The organism is Thalassospira sp. ABL2_045 (assembly GCF_056161285.1).
Window position 1 is genome coordinate 144571 of the sequence record NZ_JBSWYV010000011.1, and the last position, 26741, is coordinate 171311.

The 26741-nt window shown below is 56.4% G+C and carries 25 protein-coding genes and 1 tRNA gene; 13 read left to right on the plus strand and 13 right to left on the minus strand.

Annotated elements, in window-relative coordinates; translation table 11 throughout:
- Positions 1–102: 102 nt before the first annotated feature.
- Both glmS and glmU read right to left on the minus strand, forming a co-directional pair.
- Positions 103–1926, minus strand: coding sequence for a glutamine--fructose-6-phosphate transaminase (isomerizing) (gene glmS / locus ACXAIA_RS15810; protein WP_475350171.1), 1824 nt, complete (start codon positions 1924–1926; stop codon positions 103–105).
- An 80-nt stretch (positions 1927–2006) separates the two neighbouring features.
- Positions 2007–3353: a bifunctional UDP-N-acetylglucosamine diphosphorylase/glucosamine-1-phosphate N-acetyltransferase GlmU gene (gene glmU, locus ACXAIA_RS15815; protein ID WP_475350172.1), complete on the minus strand. Its 1347-nt coding sequence runs from the start codon at positions 3351–3353 to the stop codon at positions 2007–2009.
- A gap of 257 nt (positions 3354–3610) precedes the next feature.
- Here glmU and ACXAIA_RS15820 point away from each other — a divergent pair, with 257 nt between their 5' ends.
- Positions 3611–4282: an HAD family hydrolase gene (locus ACXAIA_RS15820; RefSeq protein ID WP_475350173.1), complete on the plus strand. Its 672-nt coding sequence runs from the start codon at positions 3611–3613 to the stop codon at positions 4280–4282.
- 85 nt (positions 4283–4367) lie between these two features.
- On the opposite strand, the gene araD is transcribed toward ACXAIA_RS15820, so the two are convergent.
- From araD to chvE, 4 genes are all read right to left on the minus strand, one after another.
- The gene (araD, locus tag ACXAIA_RS15825) at positions 4368–6116 is read right to left on the minus strand and encodes an L-arabinonate dehydratase (RefSeq protein WP_475345488.1); all 1749 of its coding nucleotides are present in this window, start codon (positions 6114–6116) and stop codon (positions 4368–4370) included.
- Positions 6117–6269: 153 nt separating this feature from the next.
- Positions 6270–7454, minus strand: a complete 1185-nt coding sequence (gene mmsB / locus ACXAIA_RS15830) for a multiple monosaccharide ABC transporter permease (protein ID WP_475350174.1) — start codon at positions 7452–7454, stop codon at positions 6270–6272.
- Between the two features lie 10 nt (positions 7455–7464).
- Positions 7465–8988 carry a multiple monosaccharide ABC transporter ATP-binding protein gene (gene mmsA / locus ACXAIA_RS15835; protein WP_475350175.1) on the minus strand — a complete coding sequence of 508 codons (1524 nt, stop codon included), beginning with the start codon at positions 8986–8988 and terminating at the stop codon, positions 7465–7467.
- A 122-nt stretch (positions 8989–9110) separates the two neighbouring features.
- Positions 9111–10190, minus strand: coding sequence for a multiple monosaccharide ABC transporter substrate-binding protein (gene chvE, locus ACXAIA_RS15840; RefSeq protein WP_475345485.1), 1080 nt, complete (start codon positions 10188–10190; stop codon positions 9111–9113).
- Positions 10191–10423: 233 nt separating this feature from the next.
- On the opposite strand from chvE, the gene ACXAIA_RS15845 reads away from it, so the two are divergent.
- The 4 genes from ACXAIA_RS15845 (at position 10424) to msrB (ending at position 13185) form a co-directional block, all read left to right on the plus strand.
- Positions 10424–11410, plus strand: coding sequence for a LysR family transcriptional regulator (locus ACXAIA_RS15845; protein ID WP_475350176.1), 987 nt, complete (start codon positions 10424–10426; stop codon positions 11408–11410).
- A 164-nt stretch (positions 11411–11574) separates the two neighbouring features.
- Positions 11575–12129 carry an AAA family ATPase gene (locus ACXAIA_RS15850; protein ID WP_475350177.1) on the plus strand — a complete coding sequence of 185 codons (555 nt, stop codon included), beginning with the start codon at positions 11575–11577 and terminating at the stop codon, positions 12127–12129.
- Positions 12130–12140: 11 nt separating this feature from the next.
- Positions 12141–12617 (plus strand): thermonuclease family protein, encoded by a 477-nt coding sequence (locus ACXAIA_RS15855; protein WP_475350178.1) that lies wholly within the window; start codon positions 12141–12143, stop codon positions 12615–12617.
- A 127-nt stretch (positions 12618–12744) separates the two neighbouring features.
- A complete protein-coding gene (gene msrB / locus ACXAIA_RS15860; RefSeq protein WP_475350179.1) occupies positions 12745–13185 on the plus strand; it encodes a peptide-methionine (R)-S-oxide reductase MsrB in 441 nt (146 codons plus the stop codon).
- 75 nt (positions 13186–13260) lie between these two features.
- On the opposite strand, the gene ACXAIA_RS15865 is transcribed toward msrB, so the two are convergent.
- Genes ACXAIA_RS15865 through ACXAIA_RS15890 form a run of 6 tightly spaced genes read right to left on the minus strand, consistent with a single transcriptional unit; the run spans position 13261 to position 19239 of the window.
- Positions 13261–13746: a phosphatase domain-containing protein gene (locus ACXAIA_RS15865; RefSeq protein WP_475350180.1), complete on the minus strand. Its 486-nt coding sequence runs from the start codon at positions 13744–13746 to the stop codon at positions 13261–13263.
- On the minus strand, positions 13743–14333 hold the full coding sequence (locus ACXAIA_RS15870; RefSeq protein WP_475345477.1) for a histidine phosphatase family protein: 591 nt from the start codon (positions 14331–14333) through the stop codon (positions 13743–13745). Before ACXAIA_RS15870 ends, ACXAIA_RS15865 begins: the two co-directional genes overlap by 4 nt.
- Before the next feature lie 34 nt (positions 14334–14367).
- A complete protein-coding gene (locus ACXAIA_RS15875; RefSeq protein ID WP_475350181.1) occupies positions 14368–15456 on the minus strand; it encodes an MBL fold metallo-hydrolase in 1089 nt (362 codons plus the stop codon).
- Positions 15456–16538, minus strand: a complete 1083-nt coding sequence (locus tag ACXAIA_RS15880) for an ABC transporter ATP-binding protein (RefSeq protein ID WP_475350182.1) — start codon at positions 16536–16538, stop codon at positions 15456–15458. Before ACXAIA_RS15880 ends, ACXAIA_RS15875 begins: the two co-directional genes overlap by 1 nt.
- On the minus strand, positions 16526–18262 hold the full coding sequence (locus tag ACXAIA_RS15885) for an ABC transporter permease (protein WP_475350183.1): 1737 nt from the start codon (positions 18260–18262) through the stop codon (positions 16526–16528). The genes ACXAIA_RS15880 and ACXAIA_RS15885 overlap by 13 nt, the downstream gene beginning before the upstream one ends.
- Positions 18262–19239, minus strand: a complete 978-nt coding sequence (locus ACXAIA_RS15890) for an ABC transporter substrate-binding protein (RefSeq protein WP_475350184.1) — start codon at positions 19237–19239, stop codon at positions 18262–18264. Before ACXAIA_RS15890 ends, ACXAIA_RS15885 begins: the two co-directional genes overlap by 1 nt.
- Before the next feature lie 200 nt (positions 19240–19439).
- Here ACXAIA_RS15890 and ACXAIA_RS15895 point away from each other — a divergent pair, with 200 nt between their 5' ends.
- Entirely contained in the window at positions 19440–20222 is a 783-nt protein-coding gene (locus ACXAIA_RS15895; RefSeq protein WP_475350185.1) for a DeoR/GlpR family DNA-binding transcription regulator, read from the plus strand.
- Here ACXAIA_RS15895 and ACXAIA_RS15900 read toward each other — a convergent pair whose 3' ends face one another.
- Complete coding sequence (locus tag ACXAIA_RS15900; RefSeq protein WP_475350186.1) at positions 20223–20996, minus strand: class II glutamine amidotransferase; 774 nt, start codon at positions 20994–20996, stop codon at positions 20223–20225.
- 195 nt (positions 20997–21191) lie between these two features.
- Between ACXAIA_RS15900 and ACXAIA_RS15905 the strand changes: the two genes are divergently transcribed.
- The 7 genes from ACXAIA_RS15905 (at position 21192) to ACXAIA_RS15935 (ending at position 26601) form a co-directional block, all read left to right on the plus strand.
- Positions 21192–21267 (plus strand) — tRNA-Thr (locus ACXAIA_RS15905).
- A gap of 217 nt (positions 21268–21484) precedes the next feature.
- A complete protein-coding gene (locus ACXAIA_RS15910) occupies positions 21485–22999 on the plus strand; it encodes a hypothetical protein (protein WP_475350187.1) in 1515 nt (504 codons plus the stop codon).
- Positions 22999–23523, plus strand: a complete 525-nt coding sequence (locus tag ACXAIA_RS15915) for a hypothetical protein (RefSeq protein WP_475350188.1) — start codon at positions 22999–23001, stop codon at positions 23521–23523. Before ACXAIA_RS15910 ends, ACXAIA_RS15915 begins: the two co-directional genes overlap by 1 nt.
- A gap of 241 nt (positions 23524–23764) precedes the next feature.
- Positions 23765–25012, plus strand: coding sequence for an RNA polymerase sigma factor (locus ACXAIA_RS15920; protein WP_475350189.1), 1248 nt, complete (start codon positions 23765–23767; stop codon positions 25010–25012).
- A 165-nt stretch (positions 25013–25177) separates the two neighbouring features.
- The gene (locus tag ACXAIA_RS15925) at positions 25178–25501 is read left to right on the plus strand and encodes a RebB family R body protein (protein WP_008890488.1); all 324 of its coding nucleotides are present in this window, start codon (positions 25178–25180) and stop codon (positions 25499–25501) included.
- 237 nt (positions 25502–25738) lie between these two features.
- Complete coding sequence (locus ACXAIA_RS15930; protein WP_475350190.1) at positions 25739–26062, plus strand: RebB family R body protein; 324 nt, start codon at positions 25739–25741, stop codon at positions 26060–26062.
- A 203-nt stretch (positions 26063–26265) separates the two neighbouring features.
- Positions 26266–26601 (plus strand): RebB family R body protein, encoded by a 336-nt coding sequence (locus tag ACXAIA_RS15935; RefSeq protein ID WP_044827380.1) that lies wholly within the window; start codon positions 26266–26268, stop codon positions 26599–26601.
- Positions 26602–26741: the final 140 nt, after the last annotated feature.

Genomic DNA, 26741 nt, shown 5'->3' on the forward strand with positions numbered 1-26741 from the left:
TAATCAGTGGATATATGCTATCCTGACGACGCACTCTATCCAACAACTTTAGCATTATGGACATCAGGAACATTGCTAGCAAACAAGGCTTCTTGGGTACCTCTATTCAACCGTCACTGATTTTGCAAGGTTACGTGGCTGATCGACATCGGTGCCTTTATGAACGGCAACATGATAGGCCAGCATCTGAACCGGGATTGTGTACAGGATCGGTGCGACGAAGTCGGCGACCTTGGGAAGCTCGACCGTGGCTGAAGCCATATCGCCCAGTTTGGCAAGCCCCGGTGCGTCGGAGATAAAGATCACGCGTCCGCCACGTGCCGCCGCTTCCTGCATGTTCGAGGCCGTTTTTTCAAACAGCTCGTCAGACGGCGCAATGACAATAATCGGTACTGATTGGTCAATCAGGGCAATCGGCCCGTGCTTCATTTCGCCCGCTGCATAGCCTTCGGCATGGATATAGGAGATTTCCTTGAGCTTGAGCGCCCCTTCCATCGCGATCGGATAACCAAGACCACGACCAAGATAGAGCACATCGCGCGCATCGGCGACATCAAGGGCGAGCTGCTTGAGTGCATCGTCATGATGCAGGACCTCGGCGGCGTGTTTTGGCACCTCGGTGAGTGCTGTTACGATCGCTGCTTCCTCGTCTTTGGCAAGGGTGCCGTTGTCACGCCCGATGGTCACGGCAAGGCAGGCCAGAACTGTCAACTGTGTGGTAAATGCCTTGGTCGAAGCCACCCCGATTTCCGGTCCGGCATAGGTCAGAAGCACCACGTCACTTTCGCGCGCAATCGTGCTTTCGGGCACGTTGACGATGGAAACGATCTTCTGGCCCTTGGATTTGGCATATCGCAGGGCTGCAAGGGTATCAAGCGTCTCTCCCGACTGTGAGATAAACAGGGCAACACCACCCTTTGGCAGCGGCGGGCAGCGATAGCGGAATTCGGATGCCACATCAACATCAACACCAAGACCGGCATAGCGTTCCACCCAATGCTTTGCCACCAGACCGGCGTAATAAGACGTCCCGCAGGCCACAATCGTCAGGCGCGATGCATCGGCAAAGGAAAACGGCATATCGGGCAGTTTGATCGTCTGGGTCGCCGGATTGATGAAGGCATGCAGGGTATCGCCAATCACGGCTGGCTGTTCGAAGATTTCCTTCTGCATGAAGTGATTGTAGTTGCCCTTGCCCATCATGGCACCGGAAACGGCCGACAGCTTGGTTTCACGGGTGACGTCTTCGTCATTTTCGTCGCGCACCTGAACATGATCGCGGGTCATTTCGACCCAGTCACCTTCTTCAAGGTAAATCAGCTTGTTGGTCAGGTGCGACAGCGCCATGGCGTCCGAGCCAAGATACATCTCACCTTCACCCAGACCAACGGCCAGCGGCGTGCCGCGACGCGCGCCAAAGATGACGTCATGCTGACCGGCAATCATGATCACCAGCGCAAAGGCACCTTCGATACGATGTAGGGTAGCCGCCACCGCATCACGCGGGCTTTTGCCCTGATCCAGGAAATCGGACACCAGATGGACCACCACCTCGGTATCGGTTTCGGTGGCAAATTCACGGCCCTTGGCAGAAAGCTCCGCCTTGATTTCCTGGAAGTTTTCGATGATGCCGTTATGAACAACAGCGACCTTGCCATCTGTATGCGGATGGGCATTGTTTTCGGTCGGCACACCGTGGGTCGCCCAACGGGTATGACCAATACCAACGTCACCGGCAAGCGGCTCGTCATCCAAGCGATTGGCAAGATTGATCAGCTTGCCTTCTGCGCGGCGACGTTCGATATGGCCATTGACCAGGGTTGCAATCCCGGCACTGTCATAACCGCGATATTCAAGGCGTTTGAGGCCTTCAAGAATGCGATCGCTGACGCTGTCTTTGCCAATAATCCCGATAATGCCGCACATGTTGGTTTTCTTCCTGCTTTATATCGCGTGTCGTCCAGCCACCCGAATGTGGGCAGCCATTTGATAATCTTTGGTTTGGGCTATTTCTTGCCGGTCAGTTCGCGCATTTTTTCGCGAAACTTGGCAGCCCAGCCTTTTTTCTCGATCCGTTCGGCCCGGGTCAGGGTTAGGGCATCCGCCTCAACCTTGCCGGTCACCGTACTGCCCGCTCCGACAATCGCCCTATCGCCAATTTCCACCGGTGCGACGAGTGATGAGTTCGAGCCGATAAAGGCGCCGGCCCCGATGTCGGTATGCTGCTTGCGGAAACCGTCATAGTTACACGTGATCGTCCCGGCCCCGATATTGGCCTTGGTGCCGACACGGGCATCGCCGATATAGCTCAGATGATTGACCTTGGCCCCGTCCTCGACGACGGCCTTCTTGATCTCGACAAAGTTACCAACGCGTGCACCGGCACCAATTTCCGCCCCCGGCCGCAAACGAGCATAAGGGCCGATATCGGCACCCTCGCCAACCACACAGCTTTCAAGATGGCTGAATGCCTTGATCACGACATTGTCGCCCACCGTGACACCCGGTCCGAAAACCACATTCGGTTCAACAATCACGTCACGGCCAAGCTTGGTATCAGCACTCAAAAATACTGACGCTGGATCAACCAGGGTCGCGCCCTCTGCCATTGCTGCTTCGCGCAGGCGGTTTTGAACGATGGCCTCGGCAACGGCGAGCTGGGTACGGGAATTGACACCAAGTGTCTCTGCCTCATCGACCTCGACCGCGGCACAGCTTTGGCCATTCTTCTGCGCAACTTCGACCGCGTCGGTCAGGTAATACTCACCATTGGCATTGGCGTTATCAATCGCCTCAAGGGTTGTAATCATATCTTCGGCCTTGAAACACATCACCCCGGAATTGCAGAAATTGATCAGGCGTTGGGTATCATCGCATTCCTTGTCCTCGACGATTGCGGTCAAGGTACCGGTCTTGTCATCGGTGACAAGGCGGCCATACCCAGTGGGGTCGTCCGGGCGGAAGCCCAAAACCGCGACGGCATGATCATTTTCTTCGCGTGCGGCGACAAGGCGCGCCAGCGTTTCTGCGGTGAAAAGCGGGCTGTCGGCATACAGCACCAGGACATTGCCGCGCAGCCCCGAAAGGCCGTCACGCGCGGCCAGAACGGCGTGCGCGGTTCCAAGGCGATCGGTTTGCTCAAAAGTCGGATGCGGGGAAACGGTCTTGATCAGATCGGGCATATCCGGACCGACAACGACCATGGTTTTTGTCGCATTCAGGTGGGCAGCAGTATCAATGACATGACTGACCATCGGCTTGCCGGCGACCTTGTGCATGACTTTGGGCAGTGCACTTTTCATGCGTGTGCCCATCCCGGCGGCCAAAACAACAACACTTAGCTCAAGCGACATTTATTACCCTGATGGCTGCGATTGCGCAGCATCCCCTTTGAAAGTGTCATCACGACGATGTGTGATGCAAATAATCCAATTCGCAGCAAGTCTTAAAACATATTCTTTTCAAGCAAAAGCCCATAAAGAATCACGTTTTGTTACTGGCTGTTAGCAGATGTTACCGATTGTTAATGGCACGATATCGGTTAAGTTCCTATAAACCACACCGCCCCCGTCACCTTTGTCGCCCATTCATCCCAAAGGAGCCCCACCCGATGGCAAAATTCATCCTGTTCGACCTTGATGGCACCCTGATTGACGGGGTCGATGACATCCTGTTTGCGATGAATGATTTGCTGGCCGCCCACGGGCATGAACCGCTTGTGCGCCATGATATCGAGGCGATGCTGGGCGATGGCACTTGGATGCTGACCAAGCGCGCCTTTTCTGCGCGCGGTGAAACACCAACTGATGCGATGCTCGATGAGCTCAATATCGATTTCAATGCTCGCTACGTCGAAACCGACTATGCCTACACCCGTCTGTTTGAAAATGCCGAAACCGTCTTACGCGAACTAAAGTCAGACGGCTGGACGATTGCGCTGGCCTCCAACAAACCTGAGGCGCCCTGCAAGGCAATCCTTACCAAACTCGGGGTCGCGGGTCTGTTTGGCGTCATCGCTGGCGGCAACAGTTTTGAGGTCAAAAAGCCCGATGGTCGCTTTCTTGAGTTTGTGCTGGATAGGCTTGGTTTTGATAAATCAACCGACACTGCCATCATGGTCGGCGATCATGCCAATGATGTAAACGCCGCCCGCGCAGCCGGCATCCATGCTATTGCCGTAGCCATGGAAGTCGATGATACACGCGCCAAGTCGCTTGGCGCGGATGCGGTTGTGACCGCCTATCATGATATGCCAGCAGCGATCCGGCAGATTGCCGAATAATCCCAAAGCCTCAGGAACGAAGAAACCGGCTGGCACATCTGCACCAGCCGGTTTTTGTTTGTTGTCGGGATATCGCCCTCGGCCCCTAGTGACTATCCTTCGGGATTTCCTTGCCGCGATGGCCGACGAGGAAGTCGAAGTCGGCTCCGCGATCGGCTCCGATGACCGACTTGTAATAGAGCGATGCATAACCGCTGGTGGGGACCGGAACGGTGGTTTTCCAATCTGCCAGGCGCTGAGCAAGTTCTGCGTCGCTGATATCGAGATGCAGGCGACGGTTGGGGACATCGAGTTCGATCATGTCGCCATTCTGCACCACGGCCAGCGGGCCACCGGCGGCGGCTTCGGGTGATGTGTGCAGGACGACTGTGCCGTATGCCGTGCCGCTCATCCGCGCATCTGAAATGCGGACCATGTCGGTGATGCCCTTGCGCAGCACCTTGGGCGGCAGGCCCATATTGCCGACTTCTGCCATGCCCGGATAACCTTTCGGACCGCAGTTCTTCAGAACCATGATGCAGGTTTCATCGATATCAAGGTTATCGTCATAGATCTTGGCCTTGTAATCATCAATATCTTCAAACACCACAGCCCGCCCACGATGGGTCAGCAGCTCCGGCGTTGCCGCGGATGGTTTGATCACCGCCCCATTGGGGGCGAGGTTGCCTTTGACCACCGCAATGCCGCCACTGGCGGTCAGGGCCTTTTCGAACGGGCGAATGACGTCTTCGTTCCAGTTGCGCACATCCTTGACCTGATCCCACATGGTGTCGCCCGACACGGTCAGGGCGTCATTGTGAAGCTTGCCCGCCTCGCCCAATGCCTTGATCACCACAGGCAGACCACCGGAATAGAAGAATTCCTCCATCAGGTAGTCGCCAGATGGCTGCAGGTTGACAATGGTCGGGATGTCCTTGCCCAAGCGGTCCCAGTCATCAAGCGACAGGTCAATGCCAACACGCCCGGCAATCGCTAGAAGATGGATCACCGCATTGGTCGATCCGCCAATCGCACCATTGACACGGATGGCGTTTTCAAACGCTTCCTTGGTCATGACGTCAGAGGGCTTAAGGTCATCCTTGACCATCTGAACGATACGCCGCCCCGTGACATGCGCCATCACACGACGGCGGCTGTCAACGGCGGGAATGGCGGCATTACCCGAAAGCGCCATGCCAAGCGCCTCGGCCATGCTGGCCATGGTCGATGCCGTACCCATGGTGTTGCATGATCCAGGCGAGCGTGACATGGCGATTTCGGCTTCAAGGAAATCTTCGGTGCTGATCTTGCCAGCCTTGCGCGCCTCAGCCAATTGCCAGAGCGAGGTACCCGATCCGATATCCTCACCGCGCCACTTGCCATTAAGCATCGGACCGCCGGTGACGACGATGGCCGGGATATCAACGCTGGCCGCCCCCATCAAAAGTGATGGCGTGGTTTTATCGCACCCGACCATCAGGACAACGCCATCCAGCGGTGTCCCGCGCAGCATTTCCTCAACATCCATCGAGGCAAGGTTACGGAACATCATTGCGGTCGGGCGGAGCGTACTTTCACCGGTCGAAAACACCGGGAATTCAAGCGGCAGGCCACCGGCTTCGTAAATGCCGTGTTTGACCCGCTCGGCCAGATCACGCAGATGGGCATTACATGGGGTCAGTTCCGACCAGGTGTTACAAATGCCAATCACCGGACGACCATCAAACAGATCCGATGGCAAGCCCTGGTTCTTCATCCAGCTGCGGTGATAAATATTGTCCTTGCTGGTTCCGCCGAACCAACCTTCTTGTGACCGCAAGGTGCGTGGCCAAGGTGCCGGTTTGAACTTCGTCATGCCCGTTTTCCTTTTTTACTTATTGTGGTGACGGACCCGCAGGATTGCAGCCGCAACGACTGCAAAGGGGGGACTGAGAACGGGCCATCATGGCAACCAACTGGCGCTGTTGATTGTGATGTCCATGACGGCACCGTTCCGCGTCAGTTAGTGTTACGCCTTGTTTTTGTTGTAGACGTCGAAGATCACGGCAGCCAAAAGCACAAGGCCCTTGATCACCTGTTGCCAGTCAATCCCGACACCGATAATCGACATCCCGTTATTCATGACACCCATGATCAGCGCACCAACCACAGCACCGATCACCTTGCCAACCCCGCCCGACATTGATGCACCACCGATGAAGACAGCGGCAATCACATCAAGCTCGAACGCAAGACCGGCCTTGGGCGTTGCCGTATTCAAACGCGCAGCAAACACCAGCCCGGCAAGGGCGGCCAGCATGCCCATATTGGCAAATGTCAGGAAGGTCAGGCGTTTGGTATTGATGCCCGAAAGTTTGGCGGCCTTTTCATTACCGCCCAGCGCATAGATACGACGACCCAGCGTCGTTGAGTTGGTGACAAAGGTAAAGATCGCGATCAGAAGCGCCATGATCACCAGAATGTTTGGCAACCCGCGATAGGTCGACAGCAGATAGGTCACAAACAGGATCGCAAGACCCGCCACCGCATGCTTGGTAACAAACACTGCCATCGGTTCTTCGACGGCTGCGAACTTCGCCTGTTTGGCGCGTGCGCGCAGCCCCAGGATCGGCAGGATCGCGGCCAGGGCCACACCCAGCGACATGGAAAACAGGTTAAAGCGCCCTTCGATCAAGCCGCCAAAGAAATCCGGGATAAAGCCCGAAGACATCGCCTGGAAGCCATCCGGGAACGGTCCGACCGATGCCCCGCCCAGAAGGGCAAGCGTCAGGCCCTTAAAGACCAGCATACCGGCCAGCGTTACGATAAAGGATGGAATTCGCCAATAAGCCACCCAGTACCCTTGCGCCGCGCCAATGATCGCACCGGCAATCAGGCAGACCGGGATGACAAGGGCTGTCGGCAAATCCCAGTTAACAATCATCACCGCAGCCAAAGCGCCGATAAAGCCAACGACAGAGCCGACCGACAGGTCGATATTGCCGCCAACAATCACCAGCAGCATGCCAACGGCCATGATGATGATATAGCTGTTTTGCAGGAACAGGTTGGTCAGGTTGACCGGCTTGAGCATGATGCCGTCGGTCAGGACCTGGAAGAAGGCCAGAATGGCGACCAGCGCAACAACCATGCCGTATTCCCGGATATGGGTGCGCAGATAGTAGCCGATTGATTTGGTATCAGTATCCGTCATTGTCCGTTCCTCACGCCTTCAGGATCATGCGCATGATTGCTTCCTGGCTTGCGTCCTTTGCCGCAAGCTGCCCTTTGATCTCGCCCTCGTTCATGACGTAGATGCGATCGCACATGCCCAGAAGCTCCGGCATTTCCGACGAGATCATGATGACCCCCTTACCGTCGGCTGCCAGTTGGTTGATAATCGTATAAATTTCGTATTTCGCCCCGACATCAATGCCGCGCGTCGGCTCATCGAGAATGAGCACTTCGGGGGCGGCAAAAAGCCATTTCGACAAAACGACTTTCTGCTGATTGCCACCCGAAAGGTTCATGACCTTTTGCGCCACATTGGGGGTGCGGATGTTGATTTTGCTGCGGTATTCCTCGGCAACAGATCGCTCTGCCCCTTCGTTCAGAACACCGTTTTCCGCAACCCCGCCCAGATTGGCGAGCGTGATGTTGGTCGTGATACTTTCTTCAAGGATCAGCCCCATTTCCTTGCGGTCTTCGGTGACATAGGCAAGCCCTGATGCAATCGCCTTTTCCACGGTCGATACATCAATCGGCTGCCCCCGCAGCAACACCTCGCCGGAAATATCGGTGCCATAGGACTGGCCAAAGATGCTCATGGCAAGTTCGGTGCGCCCCGCCCCCATCAACCCGGCAATGCCGACAACCTCGCCAGCGGCAACGTCGATATTGACGTTATCAACAACCTTGCGTTCGGGATGCAGCGGGTGGGTGGCCGACCAGTTGCGGACTTCCATCAGCTTTTCGGCACCGATATTGGGCGTGCGATCCGGATAGCGGTGCGCCATATCGCGCCCGACCATGTCCTTGACGATGTCGTCTTCGGTGATCGTGCCGCCACGGGCATCCAGGGTCGAAATCGCCTGACCATCGCGAATGATGGTGATGCGGTCCGCAACCCGGTTGATCTCATTCAGCTTGTGCGAAATCAGGATCGAGGTAATGCCCTGCGCCTTGAATTCCAGCAACAGGTCGAGCAGTTTCTGACTGTCATTTTCCTGAAGACTTGCTGTCGGCTCATCAAGGATCAGAAGCTTCACCTTTTTCGAAAGCGCCTTGGCAATCTCGACAAGCTGCTGTTTGCCAACCCCGATATTGGTGACAAGCGTCGCCGGGTTTTCTTTCAAACCGACTTTTTGAAGCAACTCACCGGTGCGCGCAAAGGTCGCCGGCCAGTTCACAACCCCGTTTTCACTGACTTCATTGCCCAGAAAGATGTTCTCGGCAATCGAGAGAAGCGGCACCAGGGCCAGCTCCTGATGAATGATGATGATCCCGCGATCTTCGCTGTCGCGGATATCCTTGAATTCCTGTACCCCGCCGTCATAAAGGATGTCACCTTCATAGGTTCCATGCGGGTAAACCCCGCTTAACACCTTCATCAGCGTGGATTTTCCGGCACCGTTTTCGCCACAAAGTGCATGGATTTCACCACGTTCCACTTTCAGGCTGACATCATCCAGCGCCTTCACACCCGGAAAGGTCTTGGTGATGTTCTTCATTTCCAGGATGGTATCCATCCGGTCCTCCCACTGCCGCTGGCGAGCCAGCCGCGCCTTGATCTGCTTTGGTCTTTGTTTTCCGAAAGCCACTCGGAAACGCGACCCCGGCAAGTGCGCCGGGGCCGTCTAAGCCGTTGTGCTTACTGCACGTCGTCTTTACTGTAATAGCCGGACCCGACCAGGATTTCTTCCCAATTGGATTTGTCGACCATGATCGGCTCAAGCAGATAGGAAGGAACAACTTTGACACCGTTGTTATAGGTGCTGGTGTCGTTAATGGTCGGCTTTTCGCCTGCAAGAACGCTGTCAACCATCGAAACGGTGACACGGGCCAGTTCGCGGGTGTCCTTGAAGATGGTGGAATACTGTTCGTCAGCAAGGATCGACTTGACCGACGGCAGCTCAGCATCCTGACCAGTCACAACCGGCATTTTCATATCGCCGGAGCCATAGCCGACACCCTTAAGCGAAGACAGGATACCAATCGACAGACCATCATACGGCGAAAGGACACCATCAACTTCTTCGTCGGTGTAATGTGCCGACAGCAGGTTATCCATACGCGCCTGTGCAACCGCACCATCCCAACGAAGCGTCCCAACGGTGTCCATGCCCATCTGGCCGGATTTGATCACGATAGTTCCTTCGTCGATCAGCGGCTGCAGGATCGACATTGCGCCATTATAGAAGAAATACGCGTTGTTATCGTCCGGCGACCCGCCAAAAAGTTCGACGTTATAGGGCGGCTCACCCGATGCAATAAGGCCATCAACCAGCGAGGTTGCCTGCTGTACGCCAACCTTGAAGTTATCAAAGGTGGAATAGTAATCGACATTCGGGCTTTCGACGATCAGGCGGTCATAGGCAAACACCTTGATGCCTGCTGCGGCTGCGTTTTCCAGCGCATTCGAAAGCGTCGTACCGTCAATCGCTGCGATCACCAGAACATCGACGCCTTTAACGATCATGTTCTCGATCTGGGACAGCTGGTTCGGAATATCGTCTTCGGCATATTGAAGGTCGGTTTCATAACCCGCAGCTTCGAACTGCTCGACCATGGAATTACCATCGGAAATCCAACGCGACGAAGATTTGGTCGGCATTGCGATCCCGACATAGCCTTTGTCGGCGGCATGGGCGTAACCACCCGAAAGCATCGGACTCATCATTGCGGCCGCGCCAAAGGCGACCCCTGCCATTACGGCACTGAGACGTTTCATAGCTATCCTCCCTAAAAGACACGGCATACCAGCCATTTTTCTTTAAGCCCGACTTTTACAGGCATGTGTGGCCTGCATGCGTCGTGTCTTTGTTTTCAATTGATGCTGTATCCCCTTTCCCAAAGGACACGGCGCCATTATTCCGACGGGTTACATAACAATCAAATAAACAATTTCGAAACTTGCATATCAAAAATGATATATTAAACTCGGCTCCTGCGGGAGGAAACCACATGGTAAAATCAACAAACCAGCAACCGCTCAGTTCGGCGAAATCCCTGCTTTTCCGGTCGGGAAACCTGTTTCAGCGCGGGCTCAAGCTCAGTCACCTGCGCATGATTGTTGCGATGGAAGAAACCGGTCAGATCAGTCTGGCCGCTGACATGCTCAAGACATCGCAACCGGCCGCCTCTAGACTATTGTCTGAGATGGAAAACATCCTCGAGGCCAGATTATGCGTGCGCAGCCCGCGCGGGATCGAGATGACCAATGCCGGCCGCGCCCTTGCCCGGCGTGCACGCAGCATGTTGATTGAAATCCGCGAAGCCGAACGCGAGATCGAGGATATCAAACATGGCGGCGGTACTGTTTTTGTCGGCGCGGTGACGGCTGCCGCGGTCGATCTTGTCGTCCCTGCCATTCGCAGTGTTCAGGCCGTGAACTCGTTGCTCGAAGCGCATGTCGGGGTCGGGCCATCGCATTTGCTAATCAAGGATTTGCTGGCGGGCGACCACGACTTTGTCATTGGCCGCGTGCCCGAGGATATGGACCCCCGTCTGTTTAACATCCGCGAAATTCGAAGCGAGAAAATCCGCCTGATGGTGCGCACTGGCCATCCACTGTTGGAGGGCAACACGCCGATCACGCTGGCACGGCTGGCACAGTTCGAATGGATTTTACCGCCGCCAGGCAACCTGATGCGCCGCACGATCGAGGATGTGTTTATTTCGCGCCACCTGCCCCTGCCCCATTCCAGCTTGAATTCGGCATCCCTTCTGGTGACGCTGGCAACCCTTGCCGATACCAATGCCATCGCGCCGATGGCCGAGGAAGTCACAACCCTTCTGACCAGTGGCGGGCTGATTACCGAACTGCCCTTTGATGGCGCGATTGAAATCAAACCCTATAGCCTGATTACCGCGCGCGGCCATCGGCTTTCGCCATCGGCGCAACTGGTGTCGGATCATATCCTCGCACGTATCGAAAAACCGGCAAGTTAACGCCAGTCAGACATCCGTCGCGTTTGCCGTTGACTTGCCGGGTGAAGCCGTTAAAAAACGCCACTCGCGCGGATCGCGCCCCTACCCAAAACCAACAACAATATTGCCATCCCCTTGCCGCAAAGCCCGACCAGAACGGCGTGCTTGCGGAGACACGAACACGAATGCAAACACCCATAACGTCCAACCTTGTTGTCCTGACCGGCGGCCCCGGTACGGGCAAAACCACAATGATCAATCATCTTGATGACCGGGGCTTTGACACCAGCCCCGAGGTGGCGCGTGCCATCATCGAAGAACAGATGGAACGCGGCGGTACCGCCCTGCCATGGGCGGATAATGATGCCTATGCCGGTCTGATGTATCGCCGGTCCATTCGCGCCTGGCAGGAAGGCATTCAAAACCATCCGCGCACGGTTTTCTGTGATCGCGGCCTGCCCGACACGCTCGCCCATCGCAGGCTAAGCGGCCTTTCCGAAAATCCCGATCTAATGCGCGCCATCAGAACCTATCGCTACCACAAGATCGCGTTTGTCCTGCCGCCCTGGTCGGAAATCTACAAAAACGATGCGGCGCGAACACAAAGCTTCTCCGAATCCGTCAGAACATATGTCGTGCTGTGCCAGACTTATCGCGAATGCGGTTATGAGCTGGTCGAAATTCGCAAAGGCCCGGTCGAACAGCGCGCGGCCCAGATCCTTGCCCGTCTCAAACTCTAAGAAACAGCCCCATGATGACGTCGAACCATCCCTCATCCCGCTTTTCCAAACGTGCCCTCATGGCATGCACAGCTGCCGTAACACTGCTGACCAGCCTTCCGGCCGTTGCCGCCTGCTATGACTGGCCGCTGCGCGAATATCGCGGCAATTATGCCTATGACGGCGATACGATCTATGTCGCCATCCCCGGCCTGCCCGAAGAAATCGCCAATATGTCGGTGCGGGTGCGCGGGGTCGACACCCCGGAAATCCGCGGCAAATGCGAAAGCGAAAAGCAACTTGCGCAAAAGGCCCGCGACTATGCCCGAAGCAGGCTGAAGGCCGCGACATCCGTACAGTTCTGCGAACCGGAATGGGGCCGCTATGGCGGGCGCGTGGTGGCGTCTGTCAGGATCGATGACAGCCCGCTTGATCTTGAGCTCATCGCAAACGGCCTTGCCCGCCCCTATGATGGCAAAACCAAGCGCCAGCCTTGGTGTCAGGGGTGATCACGCCCACATCCAAAGTCACTTCGATGTGAAGCCACTGGACAAGTGCGATAATCCGACCATCTTTGGGGACAAAGAACCACTGGCCCGAAGATTTAAAAGGCCCCAAAAGGCGGAGTGACGAAATATGAGCAAATATCAAAAAGACCCGGATGCCATCCGCGAATTGTCGCCCGAACAGTATCATGTGACGCAGGAAAGCGGCACCGAACCGCCGTTCCGCAATGATTTCTGGGACCACAAGGAAGACGGGCTTTATGTTGATATCGTCTCGGGCGAGCCGCTTTTTACCTCACGCGACAAGTTCGATAGCGGCTGTGGCTGGCCAAGCTTTGTAAAGCCGGTCGAAACCGATCATATCGTTGCCAAGGAAGACAACACGCACGGCATGCGCCGGATCGAAGTCCGATCCAAACACGGCGACAGCCATCTGGGTCACGTCTTCCCAGATGGCCCGCAGGATCGCGGCGGGTTGCGTTATTGCATCAACTCGGCATCGCTGCGCTTCATCCCGATTGAGGATCTGGAAGCCGAAGGGTATGGCGACTATCGCCAGCTGTTCGAATAATCAGACCAAAAAGACCGGCGCAAGACCGGTCTTTTTATTTGTGTGATGATTAAAACGCACACTCAAAAATCATGATCAAAATTCACCGGGCGCACACTGCAAACAGGTCAGGCCCATATCGCGCCATTTATCGACCACCCGCCTGCGATCATCGACCACAAGCCACGGGTTGAAACCATCTGCGATGATCTTGGCCAGCAGGTCTTCCTTGACCTCTTCATCGGTGCGGTGATCGGCATCTTCGGGGCGCAGATACATGCCATCAAAGGGAATATCATGGGCACGCAGCCAGGATTCTGATCGATGCTGCCAGCCCGCCGGGCGACCCGAACAGATCAGGATCGCATGCCCAGACGCATGCAGGATGCGCAGCAGTTTTTCGATATTTTCAATCGGTTTGGCGTGGTCCATGGCGTCAAAGAACGCACCCCACTGTTTTTCCACACCATGAACCAGATGCCCCAAAGCATCGGCATCAAAATGCGCCAGTGTGCCATCCATATCAAATACCACAGCGTCCTTGGCAGCATCACGCGCATCACGGGCTTTGGGTTCAGTCACGCAGAAATCTCCTTGATCAGGTTTTCGGTCAGATTTTCATAGCCCCAACCATCCTTGGTCGGGCGAAACAGGATCGGGGTGGCGTTGGGCACACGCGGACCATCGGCCTCAAACCCGGTCATATACAGAATGCAGCGCGCCACACCGGAATGAGCGACAATCACGGTCAGGTCATCGCTGACCTCGGCCAAGGCCTGTTGCATGGCAAAGGATACGCGCTGACACATGGCATCAAAGCCTTCGCCATTTGGCGGCGTGTCAAAGCGCGGACAGATTTCGGATATCGGACGGCCTTCCAGGTCGCCCCAATGCCGTTCGCGCAGCCCATCAAGTACCTTGGCCTCATAATCGGGCAGCACGAGGTTCGCCGTCGTCCGTGCCCGGTCCTGCGGACTGACATAGACCGCATGCCATCTTGCCATCGCCATCAGTGGCGCAATCGCAACCGCCTGTGCGCGACCGGTTTCATTGAGTGGCGGTTCGTTTGACCCGGCAATGATACCCGCCCGGTTGGCATCGGTTTCCCCGTGCCGGATGAAGACAAACGGCAGCTTGGGAAATTCGAACTTTTCAGCGGCATAGATCATGACCGGGAAACACCTTTGTTGGAAAACGCATGCATTACAAATAGAACCGATCAGCAAGCTGTAGCCGCCCGTCAAACCCGTCGACAAGCCCAAAATCCTCTGGCCGGCTGGTGAAAAGCGGCACGACCTGCATGGCGTGGCACTGATTGGCAAGCTCAATCACATGGTTTGCCAGCGGATGCACGTTCCAGCGCCTGAAATGCGCATGGCCCTTTTCGACCATCTTGCGGGCCTCAACCGGCATGAAACCGGTAAAGATCACATGCGCGCTTGATCCCATGCGACCAGATTCCTGCCACTGATCAATCAGTTCGCGCGCCTTGCCAAACGTCGCGCATGGTGCATGACACAACAGCAACCGCGCATCGGGATTGAAATGCTTTGCCTTGTCCTTTAGCGCGCGCAATTGGCGGATGGCATCACCGGCGACGTAGTCCGATCCACGGGCATCAAGCACCTGTTTGACTTGCCCATAACACCGGTCATCCATCGACCAGTCGGTCAGGCCATGACGTTCAAACAGCACAGCCATTTCCGCCGCCCGGCCGCTTGGCGGGACTGGAAACAGGATCTGTCCATCCAGCTTGGTCATGGTGGTCAGCAACGCATCAATGCGGACCTGCTGGGTCAGTTGCTCCATGCCATAGGACGCATCGAGCAACACGGTCGCAGCATCCGGCGGCGCGTCATACAGGAAATAATCTGATTCCTGGCAAAAATCGCCGGAATAGAGCACCCCACCGCCCAGTTCGAAATGCAGCCACACCCCGCCAAAGGAATGGCCGGTGCGCCCGGTGGTCACCGTCACGCCATCAACCTGAATTTCCCCGCACGGCGGCAAGGGCACGACATTCGCCCCCTTGGGCAGCGACCGCGCAGTGACTTCGGTGCAATAGATCGGCAAACCGGCATCAACGATTTCGCCCGCCGCCCCGATATGATCGATATGGTCGTGGGTAATGAAAACAGCGTTAACTTTATTGAGCCACGCAGGATCAAACCCCTGATCACTTTCCGGCCCCACCCCGCAATCAAGCAGCCAGCGCCGGTTAAAGAATTCCAGTCGCAAACAGGCCGGGCCTTTTTCACCAAGTCCCGAAAGAACACGCATACGGGCTGACATCAGGCGGCCTCACCTGCCATGCGGTCAAACACCCAGCCGTCCGATACTTTTAATCCGACCTGCTCCCCGATCCGCGCCCGGCGGTTGGCATAGACCGGTACGCTGTGATCTTCGCCAATCCGCACTGACAGTTTGAACCGCCCGCCAAGATAGACGCAATCATCAACCTGCCCGCGCAACGGCGCTTCATCACTAACCCAGACGTCTTCGGGTCGCAGGCAAAGACCGGCATTGGCAACTGCAATGCCATCGGCCAGTTTCGGGCAGATGCGGGCGGTAATGTTGCTGTCGCCCAGTTGAACCGAACAAGTCCCGCTATCGCCAAGCGCAATGTTGTTCACTGGCAACACCGCCCCCGCCCCGACAAAGCCCGCGACCATCAGATCGGCGGGTTCCCGGTACAGTGTTTCGGGGGCTGCCATCTGGCGAATATGGCCCTTGTCCATCACCGCAATCCGGTCGGCCATCGCCATGGCCTCCGCCTGATCATGGGTGACGTAAATCATCGTCGCCCCGGTGCGGCGATGGAAATCAAGAAACGCCTGCTGCATCGTTTCGCGCAAATGCACATCAAGGTTTGCCAGCGGTTCATCAAGCAGCACCGCCTTTGGCTCCATGACAAGACAGCGTGCCAATGCAACACGCTGACGCTGTCCACCGGAAAGCTCGGCCGGGCTGCGATTGGCATAGGGACCAAGGGCGACGATATCGAGTGCCTCGGCAATCTTGCGATCCTGATCGGCGCGGCTTAGACCGCGCACTTCAAGCGGATAGCCGACATTGCGCGCAACCGACATATGTGGCCAAAGCGCATAGGACTGAAACACAATGCCAAGATTGCGGTCCTCGGGACTGATCATGATGTTGTTTTCCGGGCTTGCCATGATCTGACCGCCCAGTGATACCTGCCCCTGATCGGGTTCCTCGAACCCGGCGAGCAGGCGCAAAAGCGTTGTCTTGCCACAGCCCGACGGGCCCAACAGGGCAACGAATTCACCATCAGCAATATCAAGCGAGATCTGATTGACCGCCCGATAGTCGCCAAAGCATTTGGTAATGCGCGAAAGATTTATGTCTGCCACGGTACAACTCCTTTGGGCAAACGGCGCGCGGCAAGCTGAAAACAGCTCATCAGCGCGATCACCACAAGAACGACCAGAACCGCCACGGCCGAGGCCAGAACGGTGTCGCCACTGTCATCAAGATTGAAAATCAGAACACCCAACGTCTCGTTCCCCGCCGACCACAAAAGCGCCGATACCGTGAGTTCGTTAAAGGCGGTCAGGAACACCAAAAGCGCACCGGCTGCTGCCGAGGGGGCGGCAAGCGGCAGCAGGATATCGCGCAGGCGGCGCGACAGCCCGGCACCACAGGCCTGGGCGGCTTCTTCAAGGGCCGGATCAAGCTGGGTAAAGCTGTTCATCACCGGACGCAGCGCAATCACAAGGAAACGCGCAAGGTAGGCGACAAAAATGATCGCAAGCGTGCCATACAGACTGACATCAATCAGCGGAATGCGGATGAACAACAAGATGCAGGCAATCGCCAGAACCACGCCGGGAAGCGCGTAGGGTACCTCGACCAGAAGATTGATCAGCTTGGTCAGGTTCGAGGACCGCCGCACCATCACATAGGCCAGCGGCAAACACAGCAAAACAAGCGTCACCGCCGCCCCCACCGACAGCACAAAGCTGTTCTGGAATGCCCGGATGGTCGATGGCTGCACGAACATGACTTCGCGGAACGCTTCGAACGTGGCATTGGCAAAGGTCAGCTTGACGCCAAAGGCCGGCACCAGCGCGGTCGTAAACAGGGCCAGAAGCGGAATGACCAGAATAGCCACCAACACCGCCCAAAGGACGGTTTCAACCGCACCCCGGCGTGCGCCAAGCTTCACATCAAGCGGCCGCCCGACCATCCCCATCAAGCGATAGTCACGTTTGGACAGCAAACGGTGATGGAGTGCGACCCCGCAAATGGCAATTGCCCCGATCAACATGGCAAGCACGGAAACCTCGCCCAGAACCGATGGGCCAAATCCGGCAAGCTTTTGATAAATCAATGTCGGCAGGGTCTGGTAGCCCGCCGGAATGCCCAGCATCGCCGGAATGCCGAAATTGCCAAGAGCGGTAACAAATGCCATCGCAGTGCCGGCAATCAGGCCCGGACTGGTCAGCGGTAAAATGATCTGCCACCACAAACGCCCGCCGCGTGCACCAGCCAGCCGGGCGGCTTCGATCTGTTCACGCGGCAACATGCGCAAATTGGCGCGCAGCGTCAGAAACACGATGGAGGCATGCTGAATACCCAGCAAAAGGGCAATGCCCTCTGCGGAATAAAGCGGCTGGGGCGAACCCATGGGTGGGGCCATGCCAATGGCGTTTAAAAGCGCGCTGCTGGGTCCGGTCAGCTGCACCCAGCTAAGGGCCGTGATCTGCGGCGGGATCATCATCGGAATCATGAAACAGAACACGAGTGCGGCCTTGGCGCGTATATCGGTCAGCGCGACCAAAAAGGCAAAGGCACCGCCAATCAAAAGGGAAATAATCGTTCCCAGACCCGCCGTATAAAGACTGTTTGCAGTGGCCCGCCAGGTCGATGAATTGCCCAGCACGTCACGAAAATAATCAAACGAAGGCACACCACCGACCATGACGCCCTCAAACCCAAGGCGCAAGATCGGCAAAATCGAAATAATAAATACCGGCACCACCAACCAATAGAGCAACCGGTCCGAAGACCGGTTGCCATTTGGTTTGGCGCTTATGCCAGGCAGAACGCCGCGAAGGCGACCTGTAGCCTGCATTATTCAGCCCCGAAGATGTCTGCGAATTTTTCTTTGTTGGCTTCGGCCTGCTCAAGCGCGATGGCCGGATTGAAGTCCATCAGCTTGATGTCGCTGCGTGCCGGGAAACCGGCCGGAAGATCCATACCGTTACGTGCCGGGATGTAGCCCATATCAAGAACCAGTTCCTGACCAGCTTCGGACAGAACGAAGTCAACGAACTTGTGCGCGGCATCAACGTTCTTGGCTTCTTTCATGATTGCGACCGGCTCGGTCACGTAAGTCACACCTTCTTCCGGGAAGACGAAATCAACCGGCGAGCCATTTGCCTTGCCGCGGATTGCCAGGAAGTCAACAACCACACCGTACGGCTTCTCGCCCGATGCAACGGCCTTGAAGGTGCCACCGTTACCACCCTTGGCACGGGCGTCGTTGGCTGCCAGTGCCTGATAGTAATCCCAGCCAAGATCCTTGTTCTCGGTCAGGGTGGACAGATGAATAAGGGCCGCACCGGAATAAAGCGGGCTTGGCATTGCGATCTGGTTTTTCACCGCCGGATCAACAAGGTCTTTCCACGATTTCGGCGCCTTGACACCGGTGTTGTAAACGATGCCGCTGGTGATCAGCTTGGTCGAATAGTAATAGCCGTCACCGTCATAAAGACCGTCTTCATAGGCGCTCGCCTCATCAGATTTATAAGCCTGAAGCTGACCTTCCTGCTTGAGACCTTCGAGCGTGACGGTATCAGCAATCAGAAGAACATCCGGGCGCGGGTCGCCAGCGGCAATTTCTGCACGCAGCTTGGCCATCAGTTTGGTGGTGCCGTCACGGACCCACTCAACCTCAACATCCGGATTGGCAGCCATGAAGGCATCAACAGTGGTCTGGGCATCCTTGTTCGGCTGGCTGGTATAAAGAACCAGTTTCTCAGCAGCCTGGCCCACAACCGGCAGCATCATCGCGGCAGAGGCAACCGCAGCAAGAAGAACGTTACGCATGATCGGCATCCCTATAGATCGGAAAGAAGGTTTCGTTCGAAAATCTGTCGACCCGGACGCTATATGGATTTCGATTTCAGTTGTGTGACAACACGAAGAATTAAATGTTTCAACAGGAAAACCGGGCTATGCAGCGGCGTTTGAGGCTGTTTATAAATATGCTATAAGCGAAATCACAACTTTCGAACGAAAGAAAACTCGTGTCCAACACCCCTGATCCAGTGCCCCTTGACCGCCGACGCGATCGCATCGTCGCCCTTGTCAAATCGACAGGCTTTATGGCGGTCGAGGAACTGGCACGCCGATTTAACGTCTCGGTCCAGACAATCCGTACCGATCTGCGCGATCTACATGAACAGGGGCGCGTGTTTCGCCGTCATGGTCTGGCTGGCCCAGCACCCGATCCGGATAACTCGGCCTATGAAAAACGCGAAGACTGGAACCGTACCGGAAAAACGGCGATTGCCGCCAAGGTCGCCGACCTAATCCCCGAGGGCTGCACGATTGCGATTGGCACCGGCACCACCGCCGAACTCGCCGCCCAGCATCTGGCATCGCATCGCAACTTAACGGTTCTCACAAACAACCTGCATGTGGTGATGGCGCTGCAAAATGCACCCAATGTCACGCTCCGCCTTGCCGGCGGCACCGTGCGCACCCGTGACCTCGACATCATTGGTGCGGACAGCGCGGACTTTTTCGGCAGCATGCGTGCCGATTTCGGGATTGTCAGTGTCGGCGGGATGAGTGACGACGGCGATTTACTCGACTTCAACATGGACGAAGTCCGTGCCAGGCGGGCACTGGTATCCTGCTGCGACCACGCCATCCTGATGATCGACGAGAAAAAAGTCGGCCGCAAAGCGCTTTGCCGCGACGGCCATGCCAGCGATTTTCAAACTGTGTTGCTGAATGCCGCCCCGGGCGATGCCCTGCAACGCGCCTTGGTTAAGGCACGTAGTCAGATTGTTGTTGTCTCTTAATCAGCAGGCGAGAGTGGCTTCTTCGCTGATGGTCAGATCACCCTCGACATGCAGGGTGTGGTTGGGGGCCACGGCCTTCCAGCTTTCGCTTTCGGTATCAAGCGGTTCTGAAACGACAATCACGTGATCGTCGCGTTTACGCCAATACAGTGATGGCGGCTTGTCGTCGCTGGCGTGGCGGATGGCACAGATGCTTTTGCCGTTTGACAGGCAGGCGGTGAAACGGAACGGGGCGATTGCGCCGCGTTGTTTCATTTCATTTTCGACAACCTCGATCGTGCGGCGGATGGCGCGGTGCGGGTCTTCGCGCAAGCCAAGCGTCAGCATCAGGCAAAAGATCAGCTCGCTATCGGTGGAGCCCTGCCGGCCTTCATAGAATTCGTCTTCGATCATCATTTCAAGTGATCGGCGCACCAGTGGATAATCACCAATCTGGCCGTTATGCATAAACAGATACTGGTCATGGGAAAACGGGTGGCAGTTGGTGCGGCTGGTGTGGGTTCCGGTCGAGGCGCGGACATGGGCAAAGAAAAGGCCCGAGCGGATATGATGGGCCAATGACCGCAGGTTCGGGTCATTCCAGGCCGGCAGGATCTCACGATAAAGGCCCGGTGTCGGGCGTTCGTCATACCAGCCAAGGCCAAACCCGTCCCCATTGGTCGGCGTTTTGGCCTGTTCGGCATGCAGGCTTTGCTCGACCAGCGAATGGCGCGGTTCAAAGACCAGCTTTTCCAGATAAACCGGATCGCCGATATAGCTTAGCCAACGACACATGTTTTGCCCTCGTACATTGAATTCAAGCGCGCACATCTAAGCCGGATAATTACAGCCTGGTCAATGTGATATTGTGTGTTAGCGCTCTGATTTCAGGGCATGGTTGAAAGTCCGGCATTTCTTGGCAAAAAGAACAACAAACCTCTTGCCAAGGCGGGTGTTTGTCCGTATTTTCCGCGCCACAAAATGAATCGTGCTGGCGTAGCTCAGCTGGTAGAGCAACGCATTCGTAATGCGTAGGTCGTAGGTTCAAATCCTATCGCCAGCACCATTTTGATTTACAAAACCCCGCCGGGTCAGCCCTGGCGGGGTTTTGTGTTTCTGTGGTCGCTCCGAGGCCTTTGCACCCGCCATTTGATGGCAAAACATTTCACATCTCCGGGCGAGACGCGTCTGTTTGCAAGGAACCGTTATAACTTCTTGCAGATCACGGGCGGCACGATGGCGGCCCTTTTATGCGCTGCAAGGCACCATTGGGGAGTGCAGGCATGACCGATAGTGACGCGCCCAAACCAGCCAAGGCTTCAAGAAAAACCACTGAAAAATCCGCCAGCGGATCAAACCCGTCCGAGGACGGCCCGGCAGAGGCGGAAAACAATCTGCAGGAACCAAGTGAAAATCCCGACGCCGGCAGCGCGGAGCAAGCCGCCATGGACATGATGTCCGCCTTGTGTCGTGATTTTGGTATGCCGGGCTTTCCCCCGACGCAAAGCAGGGAGCAAAGCGCGCAGCCCCAACCGATGGAAACGGCATTTCAGATCATCCAACGCTATCTGCTTGATGGCGATAGTGATGCACCTGCCCCGACCCCCAATCTGGCGACGGGGGGATATTCCGAAGGGTTTGGTGGACCCGATCACAGCCACATGCCGACGTCACACCGCGAAACAGAAAGCCCGCACAATGCGGCTGCGGCAAGCAGCAGCGACGCCCAATGGGGGGTTAGCACCACCCATGGCGATGGCAGTACAACCGATATGAGCGGCCCGGTCATTGGTGATGACATGTTTCGTACCGCCATGCCGTCGCTAACCGGCAAGCCGGAAGGTAAAACCGATACCCCCGACTGGTCGATCAGCATGGAGCAGGGTTATCCCCTGTCGCCGACCAAGACCAACGCGCAAACGGCCATTGCGGCAAAAATGCTGGCACCCGATGTGCCAACATCCTTGCGCAAATGGTCGCTACATGTCGGTGCATCACCAGATGCACAGTCCAGCCTTTCGGTCACCGTACCAGATGCTGTGCCGTCGCTGATGCGGGTCCTTTTGTTTGATACGGCAGATGCCGATAATGCGGTTCCCCAGCTGTCGGAAGTTCCGATTTATGGCGGGGAGCAACATGCGCTTCATCTTGAACAAAATGTCGGCACCAGCAGCAGCGAGGCAACACCGGACCTGGCACTGATCCGGCTAATCTTTGCCGATCATGCACCTGTACCAATCCATCTGGAATATATTGGCAGCCTGCCCAGCCCGATTGTTGCCGGGACCGTTGTGATTGGCCCGCATTGCACCATTCCGTTCTGGGCCCAAATCACCCCGCCCAGCGAAGGTGACAAGGGCGCTGGTCTTGTTGTTCTTGTGCGCTATGAGGCCGAGACCAGCTTTGACGTCACCGCCCAATTGATGACCCAGGCCCGAACCAGCACCCCGACCGCGATCCTGACCTGCAACGCGCAAAGCGATCATTCCGCCTGCCGCGCGGCCAGCATGATCGCCGATAGCCGCGGGCGGCTTGAAACCAGCCTGACCGGCCTGCCCGACGATCCGGATGCAGCGCAGCTGAAAAAATATGGCTTCATCCCGCCGACCTTTATGGAGGATGCGAAGCAAGCCCCGTCCACACCGGTCAAAGCCAGCGCGCAAAAACCCACATCGGATGATGCGAAGGATCCCCCTTCCCCAGCCAAACAAACCACCGCCAAATCCACCAGCCGCGCAAGCAAAGGCAAGAGCGGCAATGCGGGGGACACTGGCAGCAGCACCAAGGGAGGCCACTGATGAGCGGACAGGCGCAAAACGATATTGCTACGGCAAGCGATCGCAAGGATGCGGTCAGAAAGGCGTTTAATCAGGAATATCTGGCCACCCAGCAGGCGATGTCACAGGCTGCCGAGCGAGCACGTGCCCAGGTTCTTGATCAAAAACAGACCATCGCGACCCATACCGAGAACGTGAAATCCGGTGCCCAGGCCCCGCAGCCCCCAATCGGCGGTCAGACGGCAGCACAGACGGCACCCGGTGCAAGGCCACAAGCATCTCAGCAAACACCTCAGGCCGGGGCACCACAAATGGCATCCGATCCAAATGCGCAGAATGGGCAACAGGTCATGTTCGAGATCGCAAACGAGATCCGCAACATCATCGCGCTTGAGATTGATCTCCGTATGCAGGCCTTATCCGAAAAGGTGGAAAGCGCCCTTGCAGAGGCCTTTCCGGCAAAAGCCTCTGACCCCGATCAGGCACAAAAGCCCGGAACGTCCGAGCCAAACGCACAAAAACCGGCCAGCACCAAAAAGACCTAACAGCGGTCCAGCCCCGGTTACACGCAGCACTCCAATAAAAACAACAAGCGCAACAATGCGCGATATCGCGTCCCGATAAGTCCGACAGCCCGCATTGCGACGGCTGTGCCGTCGCACATGTTGATACAACCATAGAGTGTATAATTAATTTTCTTCACATTTTAGTTGCGGATTCGTCATAATGATTACCACAAAACTTAATCAGCCTATGGTTGCAGATAACCAACCGGAGGGGTCCATAGTGCAGAATGAAAAGAACAGTCCGCAGGATGAGACAACCCTGACAGAAGCCGAGATCAGCTTTGCCAAGACCCTGGAGCAAAGCCTCACGCTGGCGTTGGGCGACGATGACAAGGTGACATCAATCTGGTCACGTTTGAAACCGGAACAAAGGGCAAGGATTGCAGAAGACTATCTGGCGAAGCTTGCAAAAGCAGAAGACAGTGATGCGCAGCAAAGCGATATCAACCGGTCAAGATCGCGACCCAACACCACACTGGATGCAAGCGCGATCAGCCAACCCGCAACACCAGCGTCAGAAACAGAACCGCCTGTTACGGCCACGGCCAAGCACCCCGATCATTCGATAGATCCGACACCGCCCGCCACAAATACAGTTGGCCCAGAAACAGTTGGCACGGCGCGCGCGCATTATAGCCCGCCGCCCGGATATCCGGCCGATTTCAACCCGCTGGCGGGTTTTCCCGGCCTTGAGCCATCTCGAACCGGCCCCAGCCCGGAAGACATCATTGCCGGCGCGCTGGGAACACCCGGCGCAACAGCACCCACCGATCCGCTTGATATCTTGCGCGGGCTTGTCCCGGGGGCATCAAACCCGACATTGCGCGAACCGGTGCCGCAAACACCCGTCACACCGACCACACCGGCGTCACCAGATGACGGGCGCGAAACATCGCTACAGCCCGCACCACAAAGCCAACCGCAAGAACAAGCAGATAGCGGTCCCGCCGCACCAAACTTCTGGCCGCTGTGGATTGATCAGCAGGACACGCTTTTGAAACAATGCCTGAAACTGATGTCGGGCAATATGGACGACGCGCAAGACGCATTGTCCGAAGCGATGGTCAAGGCATCGACCAAGTTCGAAGATTCCATGGATGAAATCCGCAACCACCGCGCCTGGCTGTCACGCATTGTCCATAATGCCTGCATTGATTTGCACCGTCAGAACCGGCGCAAGGCGGAATATCGCGAAGAAACCCATGGTGCGGCGGACACGCCCGCCTCCCCTATGACCGCCCCGGTGACACCCAGCCCCGAGGAGTCTTATTTGGCCGGTGAAAAGCTTGATCAGCTTGAAACAGCGCTTTTGGCGATGCAGGAAAAACTGCGCAAACCGCTTTTGATGCGCTGTGTTCAGGACCGCACCTATGACGAGATCGCAAACGCCCTTGGGCTTAGCAATTGCGCGGTGCGCAAGCGGGTTCAGCTTGCGCGTGAACATCTCAGGGCATCGGGCATTCAATAGTCCCGATGGACGATAAAAAATAATCACCGCAGCAAAAAGACGCGTCACAACACCCAACACCCAGCGTCGATAGACTGAAAACGGGACGGCGAAACCCCGACAGAAACACGATAGAAACACAACAGCAAGCAGCATACCGCAAAGCGTAACGAAGGAGAGTTTACAATGGCGATTCCGACCCCGGTAAACGGTCAGATCACTGATGCTGTCACCCAGGCTAACGTGAAGGTTCTGGGCGACGCCCCGGCAATGGCAATGGGCTCGATCTTCCAGTCCCTCGCACATTCCACCGGCATTCTTTATGAAAACGCTGTCAGCGCACAGCAGCAGATCGGCATCACTTCGCAGGCCGCAACCAATCAGGGCGTCATCCAGATCTACTCGGTCGACACGATGGCAGACTCTGTTGCGACCTCCAAGATTGCCAAAAGCGACGTCCCCGACAACATGCTGTCGCTTCTTACTGCCCTTCAGGCAACCAAGGGCTGATTTCCCCAAAAATCTCTGGCGCGCATGCCAGTTTCAAATCGGGCGGTCGCATCCATCTGCGACCGCCCGATTTCTGTTTGGCGGTAATATCTGACGACGCCAAGTTTTAAGCCCGGCCACATCACAGACACCCGAGTTCCCCGTCGAACCTTTGGACGCACTACATGCAAAAGGAGACGGTCAGACCACGGTCATCGTTTTCCTTCTGCATTTCCCCAAGCAATCAGGAGATAAAAAGTGGCTGATAACACTCCGCTCAATGGGCAAATCACCGATGCCGTCACCCAGGCCAATGTGAAAGTTCTGGGCGATGCCCCGGCAATGGCGATGGGCTCGATCTTCCAGTCGCTGGCGCATTCCACCGGCATTCTCTATGAAAACGCCATCAGCGCTCAGCAGCAAGTCGGCGTCACCTCGCAGGCTGCTACCAATCAGGGCGTTATCCAGATCTATTCCGTAGACACGATGGCCGGTGCCGCCGGAACCGCCAAAATCGCCAAAAGCGACGAGCCGGACAATATGCTTTCGCTTCTGACGACACTGCGCGCAACTGCGGGCTAACATTTGGCAGGCGGTTGTGTTGATCCGCAACCGCCTGTTTACGGCCTGGCAAGGCCGTTTGAGCTGGCCCAAGTTTTTGCCAGGCCAGCGTCACAACACCTAACGCCCCCCGTCAAATATTTGACCGCAGGACATGCGGAAAGGGCCGGTTGCAAGCATTGCTTTTGGGATCGGCACTTCTTTAGGCAATCAGGAGATACACAATGGCTGATAACACTCCGGTCAATGGTATGATTACCGACGCTGTCACCCAGGCCAATGTAGAGGTCATGGGTGATGCGCCGGCAATGGCCATGGGCTCGCTTTACCAGTCGCTAGCGCACTCGCACGGCATTCTCTACGAGAACGCCGTCAGCGCTCAGCATCAGGTGGGCATTTCCTCGCAGGCGGCGACCAACCAGGGCGTCATTCAGGTCTACTCTGTTAACACCATGGCAGGGGCTGTTGCGACCTCGAAGCTCGCCGCAAGCGACGTTCCCGACAATATGCTTTCGCTGTTGTCGGCTCTCAAGGCAACGACCGGTACGGCCGTGTCTTAACATCCAAGATGGTTTCGCCGCCAATACCGCCCGGCATGCATGCGCTTGCCGGGCTTATACTTTGAGAGGCAGAAGGATTTGTTATGATCCTTCTGCCTCTTTTGTTTGAACGGGTGGTGGCCACCACCCGTTCACGGTGC

Coding starts and splice junctions, on each gene's coding strand:
- ACXAIA_RS15875 (WP_475350181.1), bottom strand. CDS start 15,456: ATGTCAGCCCGTATGCGTGTTCTTTCGGGACTTGGTGAAAAAGGCCCG.
- araD (WP_475345488.1), bottom strand. CDS start 6,116: ATGACGAAGTTCAAACCGGCACCTTGGCCACGCACCTTGCGGTCACAA.
- ACXAIA_RS15885 (WP_475350183.1), bottom strand. CDS start 18,262: ATGCAGGCTACAGGTCGCCTTCGCGGCGTTCTGCCTGGCATAAGCGCC.
- msrB (WP_475350179.1), top strand. CDS start 12,745: ATGAGCAAATATCAAAAAGACCCGGATGCCATCCGCGAATTGTCGCCC.
- ACXAIA_RS15915 (WP_475350188.1), top strand. CDS start 22,999: ATGAGCGGACAGGCGCAAAACGATATTGCTACGGCAAGCGATCGCAAG.
- ACXAIA_RS15935 (WP_044827380.1), top strand. CDS start 26,266: ATGGCTGATAACACTCCGGTCAATGGTATGATTACCGACGCTGTCACC.
- ACXAIA_RS15900 (WP_475350186.1), bottom strand. CDS start 20,996: ATGTGTCGTTGGCTAAGCTATATCGGCGATCCGGTTTATCTGGAAAAG.
- ACXAIA_RS15845 (WP_475350176.1), top strand. CDS start 10,424: ATGGTAAAATCAACAAACCAGCAACCGCTCAGTTCGGCGAAATCCCTG.
- mmsA (WP_475350175.1), bottom strand. CDS start 8,988: ATGGATACCATCCTGGAAATGAAGAACATCACCAAGACCTTTCCGGGT.
- ACXAIA_RS15850 (WP_475350177.1), top strand. CDS start 11,575: ATGCAAACACCCATAACGTCCAACCTTGTTGTCCTGACCGGCGGCCCC.
- ACXAIA_RS15870 (WP_475345477.1), bottom strand. CDS start 14,333: ATGATCTATGCCGCTGAAAAGTTCGAATTTCCCAAGCTGCCGTTTGTC.
- mmsB (WP_475350174.1), bottom strand. CDS start 7,454: ATGACGGATACTGATACCAAATCAATCGGCTACTATCTGCGCACCCAT.
- ACXAIA_RS15855 (WP_475350178.1), top strand. CDS start 12,141: ATGATGACGTCGAACCATCCCTCATCCCGCTTTTCCAAACGTGCCCTC.
- ACXAIA_RS15820 (WP_475350173.1), top strand. CDS start 3,611: ATGGCAAAATTCATCCTGTTCGACCTTGATGGCACCCTGATTGACGGG.
- ACXAIA_RS15890 (WP_475350184.1), bottom strand. CDS start 19,239: ATGCGTAACGTTCTTCTTGCTGCGGTTGCCTCTGCCGCGATGATGCTG.
- ACXAIA_RS15925 (WP_008890488.1), top strand. CDS start 25,178: ATGGCGATTCCGACCCCGGTAAACGGTCAGATCACTGATGCTGTCACC.
- chvE (WP_475345485.1), bottom strand. CDS start 10,190: ATGAAACGTCTCAGTGCCGTAATGGCAGGGGTCGCCTTTGGCGCGGCC.
- ACXAIA_RS15910 (WP_475350187.1), top strand. CDS start 21,485: ATGACCGATAGTGACGCGCCCAAACCAGCCAAGGCTTCAAGAAAAACC.
- glmS (WP_475350171.1), bottom strand. CDS start 1,926: ATGTGCGGCATTATCGGGATTATTGGCAAAGACAGCGTCAGCGATCGC.
- glmU (WP_475350172.1), bottom strand. CDS start 3,353: ATGTCGCTTGAGCTAAGTGTTGTTGTTTTGGCCGCCGGGATGGGCACA.